The sequence below is a fragment of the Cupriavidus sp. USMAA2-4 genome (genome assembly GCF_001854305.1).
GTDB classification, from domain to species: domain Bacteria; phylum Pseudomonadota; class Gammaproteobacteria; order Burkholderiales; family Burkholderiaceae; genus Cupriavidus; species Cupriavidus malaysiensis.
Genome location: NZ_CP017749.1, coordinates 502502 through 518169 on the forward strand (window position 1 = coordinate 502502; position 15668 = coordinate 518169).

The following is a 15668-nucleotide window of genomic DNA, read 5'->3' on the forward strand; positions in this document are numbered from 1 at the left end:
TCATCGCGCAATTCGTTTCGCCAAACGAAACGCCATTGTGCAGGCCGAAACGTAAATCTATAGTCGCCTTCCAATAGCCCGGTGCAAACGATAGCGCCGGCACGACATAGAAACGGAGACAAGCCATGCCAACCCGGTTCCCGCGCGCCGCCTCGCCACGGCGGAAGAGACCCGCCAGCCGTCCCGGCACGTCGCGGGGCTGAGCGCCCTCCCGCGCTGCCTTCGCCCCGCATCCGGACCACCGGCCCCATGGATCACGCCAGCCCGCTCGCGCCCGTGCCGTTCTCGGCAGGGCATGCCGCCCCCCGCACCGCGCTGCCCGCCGGCGCCTGCGATTGCCATGTGCATGTCTACGACGGACGCTTCGCCGCCGCGCCGGGCGCCAGGCTGCTGCCGCCCGACGCCTCGGCCGACGACTATCGCCGGCTCCAGCGCCGGCTGGGCACGCAGCGCGCGGTGCTGGTGACGCCGTCCACCTACGGCAGCGACAACCGCTGCATGCTCGCCGGCCTGGCGGCCCTGGGCACCGACCGCGCACGCGGCGTCGCCGTGATCGACGGCACGGAAAGCGACGGCGAACTGGAGGCCCTGCACGCGCGGGGCGTGCGCGGCGTACGGCTCAATCTCTCGCTGGGCGTGGTCGGGTCGGCCGAACAGGTCGAGCCGCTGGCGCAGCGTATCGCGCCGCTGGGCTGGCACCTGCAGCTGCTGATGGCGCCGGACCTGCTGGCCGCGCTCGCCCCGGTGCTGCGGCGCCTGCCGGTCGCGCTGGTGTTCGACCATTGCGGCCGCATCGCCCCCGCGCAGGCCGGACAGCACCCCGCGCACGCCCTGCTGCTCGCCCTGCTGCAGGCGGGGCGCGCGTGGATCAAGCTCTCCGGCGGCTACCTCGTGAGTGCGCGCCACAGCGTCGAAGACCCCGCGCTCGATGCCCTGGCCGCCGGCTACCTGCGCGCCGCCCCGGAGCGCGTGGTGTGGGGCAGCGACTGGCCGCATGCCACCGCCAGCGCCGGCCTGCAGCCCATGCCCGACGATGCCCGCCAGCTCGACCGCCTGGCCGACTGGACGGCGGCGGCAGGCGGCGCGGCCACGCTGCGGCGCGTGCTGAGCGACAACCCGGCCGCGCTGTACGGCTTCCCTCCCGCCCCGCCCGGGGGGGCACTGGTGCCCGGCCGTCCCGGCACGGCTGCGACGTCACCGCAGCAGCACGGAATAAGCCACGGAACAAGCCACGGAATAAGCACGGAATAAGCACGGCGATACCGCGGCGACACGACCGCGACACGACAACGACAACGACACGAGAGACGACAGATGCCCTTCCACCCTTCCCCGCTTCCCGCCCACGGCGCGACCCGCCGGCGCGTCCTGGCCACCCTCGGCGCGGCGCTGGCCGCCGGCTCCGGCCTGGCACGGGCCGCCTGGCCCGACGGCCGTGCCATCACCTGGGTGGTGCCCTATCCGCCCGGCGGCAGCACCGACGTGCTCGGCCGCAACGTGGCGCAGCGCATCGGCGCGGCGCTGGGCAGCACGGTGATCGTGGACAACAAACCCGGCGCCACCGGCACCATCGGCGCGGCCTTCGTGGCCAAGGCCGCCCCCGACGGCCATACGCTGCTGGGCACCTCGATCGGCCCGCAGGCGATCGCGCCGCACCTGCTGGGCCACCTGCCCTACGACCCGATCGCCAGCTTCGCGCCGGTGATCACCCTCGGCACCATTCCGCACCTGCTGGTGGTCGGCGCGAGCCAGCCCTTGCGCAGCGTGGCCGACCTGCTGGCGGCCGCCCGGGCCCAGCCCGGCAAGCTCGCCTTCGCCTCGGGCGGCAACGGCACCATCCTGCAGATGCAGGGCGAACTGCTGCAGCAACAGACCGGCACGCGCTTCGTCCACGTGCCCTACAAGGGCGACACGCCGGCGCTGCAGGACACGCTGGGCGGCCAGGTGCAGTTCATGTTCGCGCCCGCCGCCGCTGCCCTGCCGCACGTGCAGGCCGGCAAGCTGCGCGCCCTCGCCGTGACCTCCGCCCAGCGCCTCGCGGCCCTGCCGGACGTGCCCACCATGGGCGAAGCGGGCCTGCACGATTTCGTGGTCGAGCAATGGCAGGCGGTGTTCGCGCCGGCCGGCACGCCGGCCGCCGTGGTGCAGCGCCTGAACCAGGAGATCGCCCAGGCGCTGCGCGACCCGGCCATCGTCGCGCTGGCCGGCCGGCTCAGCGTGACCCTGGTCGGCGGCACCCCGCAACAGCTCGGCGCGCTGCAGAAGGCGGACTCCGCCAAATGGGCCGCGGTCATCGCCAAGGGGAATATCCGCATCGATTGACGCCCCTGCCAGGCCCGGCGCGCAGCCTGCCGGTCTCCGTATGCCGTACGCAGCTTTCCGCTTTCCGTTCTCGCTTTTCACTTTTTGCTTTTCGCTTTCCCCTGCCCTCCATTCCTTGATCGAGTCCGCACCATGAACCAGCTTCCCGAAGTCATCCGCAACATCGAGCGCGTCAGCGCCGAGGTCGTCCAGCAAGCCGCCACCTTCCAGGCCGCCATCCTGGCCGACGTGGCCGGCCGCCGCGGCACCATGCATGCCCGCGTGGCCCCGGTGCATGCGCGCATGAAGCTCGCCGGCCCGGCCTTCACCGTCGAGGTGCGCCCCGGCGACAACCTGATGATCCATGCCGCCATCGCCCTCGCGCAGCCCGGCGACATCCTGGTGATCGACGGCAAGGGCGACCAGACCGCCGCCCTGATGGGGACGCTGATGCTCAGTGCCTGCAAGCAGCGCAAGCTCGGCGGCGTGGTGGTCGACGGCGCCATCCGCGACAAGCTGGAACTGCTGGAACTGGACTTCCCGGTGTTCAGCGCCGGCTTCAACCCGGCCGGACCGACCAAGTTCGTGCCGGGCCGCCTCAACCATCCGATCACCGCCGGCGGCGCCACCGTGAACCCGGGCGACCTGGTGGTCGGCGACGCCGACGGCGTGGTGGTGATCGAACGCGCCAAGGCGCCCGCCATGATGGCCCTGGCCACCAAGAAGGTGGCCGACGAGGCGGCGCGCCTCGACGCCATCGGACGCGGCGACACCGCCGCCAAATGGCTGCCGGCCGCACTGCGTGCCGCCGGCGTGCTGGCCGAAGGAGAGGCGCTGTGAGCCGCCCGACCATTCTCATCACCGCCGCCGACCTGGCACCCCAGGCCCTGGCGCTGCTGGCCGGCTACGAGATCGTCTACGCCGGCAAGACGCCGACGGAGGACGATATCGTCGCCCTGTGCGGCCGCCACGACCCGGTCGCCATCATCGTGCGCTACAGCAAGGTCGGCGCCGCCGCCATGGATGCCGCGCCTTCGCTGCGGGTCATCTCCAAGCACGGCAGCGGCACCGACACCATCGACAAGGCCGCCGCCAGGGCGCGCGGCATCGAGGTGGTGGCCGCGGTGGGCGCCAACGCCGCCGCGGTGGCCGAGCAGGCCCTGGCGCTGCTGCTGGCCTGCGCCAAGTCGGTGCCGCAGCTCGATGCGCGCATGCACGCGGGCCACTGGGACAAGGCCACGCACAAGAGCGTGGAGCTGGGCGGGCGCACCATCGGCCTGGTCGGCCTGGGGGCGATCGGCCGGCGCTTCGCCGGCATGGCCGCGGCGCTGGGCATGCGCGTGATCGGCTTCGATCCCTTCGCCGGCGAGCTGCCGGACTTCGTGCAGCGCGTCGACCTCGACACGCTCTGGCGCGAAGCGGACGCGATCTCGCTGCACTGCCCCCTGACCGAGGACAACCGCGGCCTGCTCAACGCGGCCACGCTGGCCCGCTGCAAGCCCGGCGTGATCGTGGTCAATACCGCACGCGGCGGGCTGATCGACGAGGCGGCGCTGCTGGCCGCCGTGCAGGACGGGCAGGTGCGCGCCGCGGGACTCGACAGCTTCGCGGTGGAGCCGATGGTGGCCGGCCATCCCTTCCAGCGCCAGCCCGGCTTCATCCTGAGTCCGCATATCGGCGGCGTGACCAGCGATGCCTATGTGAACATGGGCCTCGGCGCCGCGCGCAATGCGCTGGCCGTGCTCGAGGCGGCCGGCACGGTGGCGGCCTGAGGCAGCCCCGGCACCTGCTGCACCTGCTGCACCTGCTGCACCCGCAGTACCAGAGACGCGCGAAGCACACGAGGCACTCGGCGTGTCCGAAGTGCTCGAAGCACTAGAAGCGCAATGAGAAGTGCAACTGGAAGCGCAACCGAAAGCGCAATATGGGCGCCGGCCGCACGGCCGGCGCCCCGAAAGGAGACAACTTTGATACCACGAACCTCGCCGGACGGCCCCGTCGCCGGCATCCTGCGCGCCATCGCTTCCCTGGCCTCGCTGGCCGCCCTGGCGGCGGCCATGCTGGCGCTGGGCGCCGCGCCGGCGCAGGCACAGTCCTGGCCCGAGCGGCCGATCCGCCTGGTCGTCCCCTATCCGGCCGGCGGCAACGCCGACAACACGGCCCGTCTGCTGGCCACCCAGCTGGCCGGCCGCCTGGGCCAGCCGGTGGTCGTGGACAACCGGCCGGGCGGCAGCGGCACCATCGGCGAGACGGCGGTCGCCAAGGCCCGGCCGGACGGCTACACGCTGCTGCTCGATGCCACCGCCTTCACGGTCAACCCGAGCCTGTTCCCCAGCCTGCAGTTCGATGCGGCCAAGGATTTCACGCCGATCTCGCTGGTCAACCAGGCCCCCCTGCTGCTGGTGGTGCCCGCCGCCTCGCCGTTCAAGACCCTGGCCGACGTGATCGCGGCGGCCAAGGCCCGTCCCGGCAAGCTCACCTTCGCCTCGGCCGGCAACGGCGGCGCGCAGCACCTGGCGGGCGAACTGTTTCAGCAGGCCGCGCGGATCTCGCTCACCCATGTCCCGTACCGCGGTGGAGCGCCGGCCCTGACCGACCTCATCGGCGGCCAGGTCGACCTGATGTTCAGCGCGACCACCGCCAGCGGCCCCCTCGTCAAGAGCGGCAAGCTGCGCGCCCTGGCCATCACCTCGGCCGAGCGCGGCCAGGGCTGGGCACAGGTGCCGACGATGGCCGAAGCCGGCCTGCCGCGCTTCCAGGCGCACGAATGGAACGGCCTGTTCGCGCCGGCCGGCACGCCTGGCGCGATCATCGCGCGCCTGGAGGCCGAGACGCGCGCCAGCGTCGCCAGCCCGGGCATGCGGCAGCGCTTCGCGGAACTGGGCGTGCAGGGCGTGGGCTCGAGCGCGCGCGAATTCGACGCGTTCGTCAAGGCGGAGACCGGCAAGTGGGCCGGCGTGATCCGCACCAGCGGCATCCACCTGGAATGAGGGCCCCTGCCATGGACAAGCGACATCGTGGCCACCGCGCCGGCCAGGCCCTGGCCGCGCTCCTGCTGGCCGTGTCCGGCGCCTGCCTGGCGCAGGCCGGCACCTATCCGGCCAGGCCGGTGCGCCTCGTGGCAGGCTTCGCCGCCGGCGGGCCGACGTGGTGGCGCGCGCCTTCGCCGACTATGCCAGCCGCGCGCTGGGCCAACCCTTCGTGGTCGACAACAAACCCGGCGCCAACACCATCGTCGCGGCCCAGGCGGTCGCCACCGCTCGCCGGCAACTGGAGACATCGACAATGAAGCGCTTTCCATCCTATCCGCGCGCCCGGCGCGCCTTGCAGGCCATGGGGACCATGCTGGCCGCGCTGGCCTGCCTCGCCCTCCCCGCGGCGCACGCGGCCTATCCCGAACGCCCGATCACCATCGTCGTGCCCTACGCGCCCGGCGGCGCCGCCGATGCCGTGGCCCGCCTGCTGGCCAACCGCATGAGCGCCAGGCTGGGCCGCAGCGTGATCGTCGACAATCGCGCGGGCGCCAGCGGCACCATCGGCGAGGCCTTCGTGGCCAAGGCACCCGCCGACGGCTACACCCTGCTGTACGATGCCACGCCGTACTCCATCAATCCGCACCTGTTCCCGAGGATGCCCTATGCGAGCCAGGCGCTGCAGCCGCTGTCGCTGGTGCTGCTGGCGCCGAACATCCTGATCGTCAAGGCCGACTCGCCGTTCAAGACCGTCGGTGACCTGGTCGCCAGGGCGAAGGCGCAGCCGGGCCAGCTCAATTTCGCCTCGGGCGGCGGCGGCACGGTGCAGCGCCTGGCGGCCGAGCTGTTCCGCCAGCGGCTCCACCTGGAGATGGTGCATGTGCCGTACAAGAGCGGTGGGCCGGCGATTTCGGACGTGATGGCCGGGCAGGTGGACTTCATGTTCAGCACCGTGGCCGCCTCCTATCCCCTGATCGCGGGCGGCAAGCTGCGCGCGCTGGCGGTATCCGCGCCGGTCCGCTCCAAGCGCCTGCCCGACGTGCCCACGGTGGCCGAGGCGGCCATTCCCGGCTACGAAGCCTACGAGTGGAACGGCATCTTCCTGCCGGCGGGAACGCCCCCCGCCATCGCCGGTACCCTGCACAAGGCCGTGGTGGACGCGCTGGAGGACGAAGACGTCAAGCGCCGCCTGGCCGACCTGGGAGCGCAGCCGGTGGGCTCCTCGCCCGCCGACTTTGCCGCCTTCCTGAAGAAGGAAGACAGCAAGTGGGCAACGGTCGTGCGCCAGGGCAATATCCATCTGGACTGAGCCACCGGGGCGCCGGTCCCTGCGACTCCTGCAACTCCTGCGCCCCTCGAGATTCCGAGATTCCGAGATTCCGAGATTCCGAGATTCCGAGATTCCTGAGATTCCTGAGACCCCTGCCACGCCACACCCATGTTCGCCACCAGCCCCCCTCTGGATCCCGTGCCGGGCGATTCCGCCGTGCCGCACTCCGCCGGCCTCAACCGGCCGGCGCAGGCCGTGCCCGCGCTGGCCTGCGACAGCCATATGCACATCTTCGACCCGCGCTTCGCGCCGTCGCCGCACTGGCGGCGCACGCCGCCGCATGCCGACGTGGCCGCCTACCGGCGGTTGCAGGCGCGCCTCGGCACCGCGCGCGCGGTAGTGGTCACGCCGTCCACCTACGGCACCGACAATGCCTGCACGCTCGACGCGCTGGACCAGCTCGGCAACTGCGCGCGCGGCGTGGCGGTGGTCGGCCACGAGGTGGCCGAGCACGAACTGGACCGCCTGCACGCGCGCGGCATCCGCGGCCTGCGGGTGAATTTCGTCACGCCGCAGTCGTGGGGCGAGACCACGGCCGCCATGCTCACCACGCTGGCCGGCAAGGCCGCGCGGCTGGGCTGGCATATCCAGGTCTTCGTCCATCCCGAGCAACTGGTGGCGCTCGAACCCGTGCTGGCGGCGCTGCCGGTGCCGCTGGTGGTCGACCACCTGGCCCGCATCGACCCGGCCGAGGGCACCGCGGGCGCGGCCTACGCGGCGCTGCGCCGCCTGCTCGAGCGCGGCAGCACGTGGGTCAAGCTGTCGGGCGCCTACATGCGTTCGGCCGTGCACGGGCCGAGCTACGCCGACACGCTGCCGCTGGGACGGGCCCTGGTACAGGCCGTGCCGGAACGGCTGGTATGGGGCAGCGACTGGCCCCACACCACCGAGGCCGCGGGCACGGTCAACGATGCCGACCTGATGGACCTGCTGCATGCGTGGGCCGGCTCGGCCGCCGCGCTGGAACGCATCCTGGTGGACAATCCGGCGCGCCTGTACGGATTCGAGCCCGCCGCGTGAAGCGCCAAGGAAGCCAAGCCATGTTTCTGCTGCAAGCCCCCCAGGTCCGTGAGTTCGAATGCTTCACGGCCATGCCCGAGTCCTTCCGCCGCCGCGAGCGCAGCGAGTGGGCCGACGCCAACCGCGGCGGCGCCGTCGCCGATTCCTTCCTCGAAGGCCCGGTGTTCGACGACGCGGGCCACCTCTACGTGACCGACATCCCCTGGGGCCGCGTCTTCCGCATCGACCCGCAGGGCTGCTGGACCCTGGTGGCCGAATACGACGGCGAGCCCAACGGCATGAAGTTCCTCGATGCCGGCACGCTGCTGATCACCGACTACAAGAACGGGCTGATGCGCCTCGACCTCGCCAGCGGGCGCGTGGCGCCCTGGCTGGAGCGGCGCAACAGCGAGCGCTTCAAGGGCGTCAACGACCTCGTCTTCGACAGCGCCGGCAACCTCTATTTCACCGACCAGGGCCAGAGCGGCCTGCACGACCCGTCGGGCCGCCTCTACCGCCTGCGGCCGGACGGGCGGCTCGACCTGCTGCTGGCCAACGTGCCGAGCCCGAACGGCGTGGCACTGTCGCCCGACGAGCGCGTGCTCTACCTCGCCGTCACGCGCGGCAACTGCGTGTGGCGCGTGCCGCTGCTGGCGGACGGCAGCGTCGCCAAGGTGGGGCAGTTCTTCACCTCCTACGGCCCCAGCGGTCCGGACGGCCTCGCCGTGGACGCCGAGGGCCGCCTGCTGGTGGCCAACCCGGGGCTGGGCTACGTCTGGGTGCTCAACGGGCGCGCCGAGCCGGTCGAGGTCCTGCGCGGCACGCCGGGCAGCTCCACCACCAACCTGGCCTTCGGCGGCGAGGACAGGCGCACGCTCTACGTCACCGACTCGACGCACGGCCGCATCCTGCGCGCCGGGATGCCGGCGGCGGGGCTGCCGCTGCACCGTGGCGCGCCGGCCGCGCGGGGGGCCTGAAGCGGCTGCCCCCTGCAGGCGCCGGCAAGGCACGGCGGGCACTGCTAGAATCGCCGCGCCCCGCACTCATGCGCCCATGCGCGGCCGGCGCCCCTGCCTGCGCGGGCCGGCCACGTTCCCGACGGAATCCGATCGTGCCTATCATCCTGCTCGTCCTCGCCATGCTCGGCGCCCTGGTCTACGGCGCCGTGCGCCTGTACCTGACGGTGGCCTCGGCCTTCGGCACGCTGGCCGGCGCCGGCGCCGTGCTGGCGGCCGCCGCGCTGCTGGCGGCGCTGGTCGCCGGCCTGGTGCGGCGCTACCGCAGCATCCACGGCACCACGGTCAAGGGAGAACGCATCCTGACGCTCGAAGGCCCCTGGGGCAGCGTGCGCGTCGACGCCGAGCACAAGCATGGCCTGCTGACGCTGCACGAAGCGCGCTCGCGCTTCATCTTCGCGGATATCGCCGGCGCCGAGCCCGGCGGCGCGGACGGCAAGTGGTCGCTGGCGCTGCGCCTGGAGCACAATGCCCGGCCGCTGTGGCAGATCCCCATGGCCTCGCGCAAGGAAGCGCTGCGCTGGGCCAGGATCTTCACCCTGGCCGCGGCGCAGAAGCTGTAGCGCCCCGCACCTCGCTGCTTTGATCGGGGCCGGGAAGCGCGACGGCCGCGCTATCCCTTCAGGTACATGTTCAGGCGCTTGGCGGCGTTGCGCAGGTGGGATTCCGCCGCCTCCGCCGCGCGCTCGGCATCGCCCGCGACGATGGCATCGTAGATCCGCTTGTGCTCTTCCTGCACCGCCTCGACCAGGTCCGCGTGGCGGCTCTTGGTATTGCTGCGCGCCTGCCGGATCAGCCGGCGCGCACCGTGCTCGAGGTGCTCGCTGAGGGCGCGGAAGTGCGGATTGTGGGTGGCATCGACGATGGCCTGGTGGAAGGCGAAATCCTCGTCGTCGCCGAGCCGGTCATTGGCGATCTCGTACTCCATGCCGACCAGCGCGCGGCGGATGCGCTTGAGGTCCTCCGGCGTGCGGCGCATCGCCGCGAAGCGGGTGGCGGCCACCTCGATGGTGACCAGCAGCTCCATCACCATCGACAGCGAGTGTTTCTCGTCGATCGCCACGTCCTGCATGCGGAAGGCCTGGCGCTGGCTGCGCTCGATGACGAACACGCCGCTGCCGGCCTTGGATTCCACCAGGCCTTCGGACTTCAGCTGCGACAAGGCCTCGCGCACCACCGCGCGGCTCACCGAGAACTGCTCGCACAGCAGGCGCTCGCTCGGCAGCCTGTCGCCGACGGCGAACTCCCCCGCCTGGATGGCCTGGCTCAGCCGCCGCGCGATCTCGTCCGGCAGGTGCTTGGCCTCCGGATGGAACATCACGCTTGTCGCGCGCTCGGCGCCGCTCGGTGCCGGTTCTGGCACGGTCTTGCTCACGGTTCTCTCCCTCGCGCCGCCTGGCGCGCTCTGTACGTGTTCGTCTTTCGTCTGGTCCCGTACGTCTCCGTACGTTCTGTGCCCGGTTCCGCCCGGCCGACAGGCAGGCCGACAGGCAGGCCGACAGGCAGGCCGACAAGATAGGCCGACAAGATAGGCCGGCGAGATAGGCCGGCGAGATAGGCCGGCAACTGGCCTTACAGGTCAATGTAGCACGTCTTGCCCCGGGCGCCACCCCCGCTCTCCGGGGCAGCCACGGCAGCCGGCGCCGGCCCTGCGGGCTGCGCTCGCGACCGCTCGCGGCAAACCCGCAGGCCAGGGCGAATGCATGATTTTCCCCGTATTTCCCTGTGTTTTCCGCTATCAGTGGAAACCCGAAGACGCCCCTTCCGCCGTTGACGCCTCCCGCCCGACTCCCTATAGTAAACCTGTCTGACCACTTTTATAACTGTCAGACCAATAATCGTCGGACAAATAAAGGGATGACGCCGCCAGGCGCATCCGGATGGCCCAACTATCAAGGAGACATGCATGAGCGGTAGCCGTATTTCCCGTCCTTTGCTCGCGGCAGCGGCACTTTCCCTGCTGGCAGGCACGGCATCGGCGGCCCCGGTGAAGATCGCGCTGGTCGAGACCCTGTCCGGGCCGCAGGCATCGACCGGGCTGATGTTCCGCGCCGCGGCGCGCTTCGCCATCGACCGGCTCAACGCGGCCGGCGGCTGGAACGGCGAGCCGCTGCAACTGGTCGAGTACGACAACCAGGGCGGCCCGGCCGGCGCCGCCGACAAGCTGAAGGCCGCGGTGGCCGATGGCGCGCAGATCGTCATGCAGGGATCGTCCTCCGCCGTGTCGGGGCAGATCACCGAGGACGTGCGCAAGTTCAACCTGCGCAATCCGGGCAAGGAAATCCTCTACCTGAACCTGGGTGGGGAGGCGATGGAGCTGACCGGCGAGAAGTGCCACTTCTACCACTTCCGCTTCGCCACCAACGCGCAGATCCGCGTCAAGGCGCTGGTCGCCGCGATGAAGCCGCTGAACGCGCTGGGATCGCGCGTGTACTCGATCAACCAGAACTACTCCTGGGGCGCCGACATGCAGAAGGCCATCGGCGACTACGCCAGCCTGGGCGGCTACACGGTGGTCGACAAGACGCTGCACGACGTCAACAAGGTGCAGGACTTCTCGCCCTACGTGGCCAAGATCGCCGCCGCCAAGGCCGATACCGTGATCACCGGCAACTGGTCGAACGACCTGCTGCTGCTGATGAAGGCGACCAAGGCGGCCGGCCTGAAGACCCGCTTCGCCACCGTCTTCCTCGACCAGCCCGGCAACGTCGGCAATGCCGGCGAGGTCGCGCTCGGCCACTATGTCGCGCACCCCTTCAATGCCGAGGCGGGCGGCGCCGACGGCGAGAAGCTCGCCAACGACTTCAAGGCCAAGGAAGGCCACCTGCCGGTCTTCATCGAGCCGCAGTCGATCTTCGGCATCGAGATGCTGGGCGAGGCGCTGAAGTCGGTCAAGCCGGAGGGCGGCAGGCTCAGCACCAAGGCACTGGCGCTGGCGCTGGAAAAGGCCAGGGTCAAGACCCCGCTGGGCGAGATGAGCATGCGCGCGGCCGACCACCAGGTGCTGCTGCCGATGGTGGTGTCGGTGGTCAGCAAGGAGGCGAAGTTCAAGGTCGACGGCACCGACCTGGGCTTTAAGCCCGTCAAGGCCTTCTCCGCGGCCGACGCCGCCACGCCGCCGCAGGCGAGCTGCAAGATGCAGCGCCCCGGCTGATCGCCCTCTTCCCGCAACGCTGACCGGCCCGCGCCATCCGTGGCGCGGCCCGGCATGCGCGCCGCGCGCCGTCCGCCCGCAGGTCGATGGCAGCGCCGCGCACAGGACCCGCTCGTCCTTACGAAAGCCCAGGAAGCCTCATGGAATACTTCATCGTCTCGCTGCTCAACGGCGCGATCTACGGCCTGCTGCTGTTCATGGTATCGGCCGGCCTCACGCTGATCTTCGGCATGATGGGCGTGCTGAACTTCGCGCACGCCTCCTTCTACATGCTCGGCGCCTACCTGGCCTACACGCTGCAGGGCGTGCTCGGCTTCTGGCCCGCGCTGGTGGTCTCCCCCATCCTGGTCGGCCTGGCCGGCGTGGCGGTCGAGCGCTTCTTCCTGCGCCGCGTGCACCGCTTCGGCCACGCGCACGAACTGCTGCTGACCTTCGGCCTGTCCTTCATCATCGCCGAACTGATCAAGCTCTTCTTCGGCAACTTCCCGGTCGATTACCGCGTGCCGCCCGCGCTCGACTTCGCCGCCTTCCAGCTCGGCGCCACCGCCTATCCCTTCTACCGCATCCTGATGGGCGGCATCGCGCTGGCCATGTTCGGCCTGATCTACCTGCTGCTGACGCGCACCCGCGTCGGCATCGTGGTGCGCTCGGCCATCTACAAGCCGCGCATGGCCGAGGCGCTCGGCCATAACGTGCCGCTGGTCTTCATGGGCGTGTTCGGCGTCGGCGCCGCGCTGGCCGGGCTGGCCGGCGCGGTGGCCGGCGCCTTCTACACCACCAACCCGAACATGGCGCTGGAGCTCGGCGTGATGGTGTTCGTGGTGGTGGTGGTGGGCGGCCTCGGCTCGCTCGGCGGCGCCATGCTGGCCTCGCTGCTGATCGGCCTGATCACCTCGCTGTCGGTCGGCGTCGACCGCAGCCTGGCCGACCTGCTGGCCCTGGCCGGCCTGCGCGAATGGGCCGAGCAGGTGGGCGGCCTGCTCACGCTCAAGCTGTCGAGCCTGTCCGCCACCATCCCCTTCGCCTTGATGCTGCTGATCCTGCTGGTCCGCCCGTCCGGGCTGATGGGCGAGAAGGAATAAGCCACGGAGCCCGCATGACCCCGATCCAGAAAACCCTCCTGCTGCTCGCCGTCGCGGCCCTCGCCGCGCTGCCCGCAGTGCTTTCCCCGGCCCTGGTCAACGCCTCGATCCAGATGCTGATCGCGGTGCTGTTCGCCGCGGCCTTCAACCTGCTGAGCGGCCAGGGCGGCATGCTGTCGTTCGGCCACGCCGCCTACTTCGGCATCGGCACCTTCGCCACCGTGCACGCGATGAACGCCTTCGGCGGCAACGGCCTGCTGCCGACGCCGCTGCTGCCGCTGGCCGGCGGCGCCATGGGCCTGCTGGCGGGCCTGGCGGCCGGCTGGTTCGCCACCCAGCGCGCGGGCGTCTACTTCGCCATGATCACGCTGGCCCTGGCCGAGCTGCTGCATGCGCTGGCGCCCCACCTGGCCGGCTGGTTCGGCGGCGAGGCGGGTATCTCCACCATGCGCATGCCGGCCTGGGGCTTCAGCTTCGGCGACAGCACGCAGGTCTACTACCTGACCCTGGCCTGGGTGCTGCTGTCGCTGGGCCTGCTCTACCTGTACACGCTGACGCCGGTCGGCCGGCTCACGCTGGGCCTGCGCGAGAACGCCAACCGCCTGCGCTTCCTCGGCTATGACGTGCACCGACTCGGCGTGCTGGTGTTCGCCGTGTCCGCGATGTTCTCCGGCGTCGCCGGCGGCCTGCAGGCCATCAATATGGAAGCGGCCAACTACGTGGTGTTCGATGCCTCGGCTTCCGCCGCGGTGGTGCTGAACAGCTACATCGGCGGCGTCAAGCTGTTCCTCGGGCCCGCGCTCGGCGCGGCGGCCATGACCTTCTTCGGCTACGCCGTGTCCGACCTGACGCGCTCCTGGCTGCTCTACCAGGGCATCCTGTTCGTGCTGGTGATGCTGTTCGTGCCGGCCGGGCTGGCCGGCCTGGTGCAGTCCTTGCTGGCCAACTGCCGCACGCACGGCCTGCGCCGCATGCTGCCGCTCGCGCTGGCCTTCGTGCTGGGCGCGCTGCTGCTGGCGGCCGGCACGGTCTTCACGGTGGAGATGCTGCAGCGCGCCTTCTCGCAGGACTACCGCGCGATGGCGGCCCTCGCCGGCGGCGGCCTGCCGCCGATCCCGCTGTTCGGCCGCGACTGGGACCCGCTCTCTCCGTTCACCTGGCTGGTGCCCGCCGCGCTGCTGGCCGCCGGCGTGCTCCTCGCCCGCCTCGCCAACGGCGCCTGGCTGCGCGTCAAGGACGCGGCCGATGCCGCCGCGGCCCCGGCCCGGCCTTCCGCCAACGCCCACAGGAATCCGGCATGAACCCGCAAGCCATCCTTTCGCTGCGCGGCCTGCGCAAATCCTTCGGCGACGTCGACATCATCCGCGGCGTCGATCTCGAGGTGCGCGCCGGCGAACGCCACGCGCTGATCGGTCCCAACGGGGCCGGCAAATCGACCCTGTTCCACCTGATCTCGGGCCGCCTGCCCGCCAGCGGCGGCCAGGTGCTGCTGGACGGCGCCGCCATCCAGGGCCTGTCGCCGCAGGAGATCAACCGGCGCGGGCTGGCGCGCTCCTTCCAGATCACCAATATCTTCGCCGGCCTCAGCGTGTTCGAGAACGTGCGCCTCGCCGTGATGCGGCGGCACGGCCTGCAGTACGTGCTGTGGCGCTTCGTCAACCGCCTGCGCGCGGTGCGCGACGAGACCATGCAGCTGCTGGACCAGGTGCGGCTGGGCGCCCGCGCCGGCACCGTCGCCGGCGAGCTGTCCTACTCCGAGCAGCGCTCGCTGGAGATCGCCATGACGCTGGCCTCGGACCCCAAGGTGATCCTGCTCGACGAGCCGATGGCCGGCATGTCGCAGGAGGAAACCGACTACACCGCCGGACTGATCCGCGAGTTGTCGCAAGGGCGCACGCTGATGATCGTCGAGCACGACATGGACGTGGTGTTCTCGCTGTCCGACCGTATCAGCGTGCTGGTCTACGGCGAGATCGTCGCCACCGGCAGCCCGGAGGAGATCCGCAACAACCCACGCGTCAAGGAAGCCTATCTGGGCGAGGAGGCCGCCGCATGAGCGCAGGTATCGGACAACAACACAGCGGGCAGGGCGTCCGGCACGCCGGCGCACCGCTGCTGTCGGTGGAAGGACTGCACGCCCACTACGGCAAGAGCCACATCCTGCACGGCGTCGATTTCCACGTCGAGCAGGGCGAGGTGGTCAGCCTGCTGGGACGCAACGGCGCCGGCCGCTCCACCACGCTCAAGGCCATCATGGGCCTGGTGCCGCCCAGCGCGGGCCGGATCCAGCTGCGCGGGCGCGATCTCGCCGGCGCCGCCCCCTATGCCATCTGCCGCAGCGGCATCGCCTTCGTGCCCGAGGAACGCGAGGTGTTCGCCAACCTGAGCGTCGACGAGAACCTGCGCATGGGCGAGCAGCGTGCCCAGCAGGGCGCGCCGAAGTGGACGGTCGAGCAGATGTTCGACTACTTCCCGCGCCTGAAGGAACGGCGCAACACCAAGGCCGGCAGCCTGTCCGGCGGCGAGCAGCAGATGCTCACCATGTGCCGCTCGCTGCTGGGCAACCCGCTGCTGATCCTGATCGACGAGCCCACCGAAGGGCTGGCGCCCAAGATCGTGCAGGTGGTGGGCGAAGCCATCGCCGATATCCACCGCCGCGGCGTCTCGGTGGTGCTGGTCGAGCAGAAGCTGGCCATCGCCCTCAAGGTCTCCAACCGCGTCTGCGTGATGGGCCATGGCCGCATCGTCTACGAAGGCACGCCCGCGCAACTCACCGCCAACACTCAACTGATGAAGGACTGGCTCGCCGTATGA

15 protein-coding genes are annotated in these 15668 nt (G+C 71.0%); 14 read left to right on the forward strand and 1 reads right to left on the reverse strand.

Going from position 1 to position 15668, the window contains the following annotated elements; genetic code table 11:
- Window positions 1–249 precede the first annotated feature (249 nt).
- From BKK79_RS22315 to BKK79_RS22355, 9 genes are all read left to right on the forward strand, one after another.
- Window positions 250–1251, forward strand: a complete 1002-nt coding sequence (locus BKK79_RS22315) for an amidohydrolase family protein (RefSeq protein ID WP_083384420.1) — start codon at window positions 250–252, stop codon at window positions 1249–1251.
- A gap of 63 nt (window positions 1252–1314) precedes the next feature.
- The gene (locus BKK79_RS22320; protein ID WP_071018594.1) at window positions 1315–2322 is read left to right on the forward strand and encodes a Bug family tripartite tricarboxylate transporter substrate binding protein; all 1008 of its coding nucleotides are present in this window, start codon (window positions 1315–1317) and stop codon (window positions 2320–2322) included.
- A 132-nt stretch (window positions 2323–2454) separates the two neighbouring features.
- On the forward strand, window positions 2455–3141 hold the full coding sequence (locus tag BKK79_RS22325; protein WP_071018593.1) for a methyltransferase: 687 nt from the start codon (window positions 2455–2457) through the stop codon (window positions 3139–3141).
- The gene (locus BKK79_RS22330; protein ID WP_071018591.1) at window positions 3138–4073 is read left to right on the forward strand and encodes an NAD(P)-dependent oxidoreductase; all 936 of its coding nucleotides are present in this window, start codon (window positions 3138–3140) and stop codon (window positions 4071–4073) included. Before BKK79_RS22325 ends, BKK79_RS22330 begins: the two co-directional genes overlap by 4 nt.
- A 285-nt stretch (window positions 4074–4358) precedes the next feature.
- Complete coding sequence (locus tag BKK79_RS22335; RefSeq protein ID WP_071022241.1) at window positions 4359–5291, forward strand: tripartite tricarboxylate transporter substrate binding protein; 933 nt, start codon at window positions 4359–4361, stop codon at window positions 5289–5291.
- A gap of 352 nt (window positions 5292–5643) precedes the next feature.
- Entirely contained in the window at window positions 5644–6582 is a 939-nt protein-coding gene (locus BKK79_RS22340; protein ID WP_157903435.1) for a tripartite tricarboxylate transporter substrate binding protein, read from the forward strand.
- A 129-nt stretch (window positions 6583–6711) separates the two neighbouring features.
- A complete protein-coding gene (locus BKK79_RS22345) occupies window positions 6712–7623 on the forward strand; it encodes an amidohydrolase family protein (RefSeq protein WP_071038817.1) in 912 nt (303 codons plus the stop codon).
- 20 nt (window positions 7624–7643) lie between these two features.
- The gene (locus tag BKK79_RS22350) at window positions 7644–8579 is read left to right on the forward strand and encodes an SMP-30/gluconolactonase/LRE family protein (protein WP_071018587.1); all 936 of its coding nucleotides are present in this window, start codon (window positions 7644–7646) and stop codon (window positions 8577–8579) included.
- Between the two features lie 134 nt (window positions 8580–8713).
- Window positions 8714–9181 carry a hypothetical protein gene (locus BKK79_RS22355; protein WP_071038818.1) on the forward strand — a complete coding sequence of 156 codons (468 nt, stop codon included), beginning with the start codon at window positions 8714–8716 and terminating at the stop codon, window positions 9179–9181.
- 50 nt (window positions 9182–9231) lie between these two features.
- On the opposite strand, the gene BKK79_RS22360 is transcribed toward BKK79_RS22355, so the two are convergent.
- Complete coding sequence (locus tag BKK79_RS22360; RefSeq protein WP_269466497.1) at window positions 9232–9993, reverse strand: FadR/GntR family transcriptional regulator; 762 nt, start codon at window positions 9991–9993, stop codon at window positions 9232–9234.
- Window positions 9994–10524: 531 nt separating this feature from the next.
- Between BKK79_RS22360 and BKK79_RS22365 the strand changes: the two genes are divergently transcribed.
- The 5 genes from BKK79_RS22365 to BKK79_RS22385 all read left to right on the forward strand — a co-directional run bounded on the left by BKK79_RS22365 (window position 10525) and on the right by BKK79_RS22385 (window position 15668).
- A complete protein-coding gene (locus BKK79_RS22365; protein WP_071018581.1) occupies window positions 10525–11772 on the forward strand; it encodes a branched-chain amino acid ABC transporter substrate-binding protein in 1248 nt (415 codons plus the stop codon).
- Between the two features lie 140 nt (window positions 11773–11912).
- Window positions 11913–12854 carry a branched-chain amino acid ABC transporter permease gene (locus BKK79_RS22370; protein ID WP_071018579.1) on the forward strand — a complete coding sequence of 314 codons (942 nt, stop codon included), beginning with the start codon at window positions 11913–11915 and terminating at the stop codon, window positions 12852–12854.
- Between the two features lie 14 nt (window positions 12855–12868).
- The gene (locus BKK79_RS22375; RefSeq protein ID WP_071038819.1) at window positions 12869–14155 is read left to right on the forward strand and encodes a branched-chain amino acid ABC transporter permease; all 1287 of its coding nucleotides are present in this window, start codon (window positions 12869–12871) and stop codon (window positions 14153–14155) included.
- Window positions 14152–14910, forward strand: coding sequence for an ABC transporter ATP-binding protein (locus BKK79_RS22380; RefSeq protein WP_071038820.1), 759 nt, complete (start codon window positions 14152–14154; stop codon window positions 14908–14910). Before BKK79_RS22375 ends, BKK79_RS22380 begins: the two co-directional genes overlap by 4 nt.
- On the forward strand, window positions 14907–15668 hold the full coding sequence (locus BKK79_RS22385) for an ABC transporter ATP-binding protein (protein WP_071038821.1): 762 nt from the start codon (window positions 14907–14909) through the stop codon (window positions 15666–15668). The genes BKK79_RS22380 and BKK79_RS22385 overlap by 4 nt, the downstream gene beginning before the upstream one ends.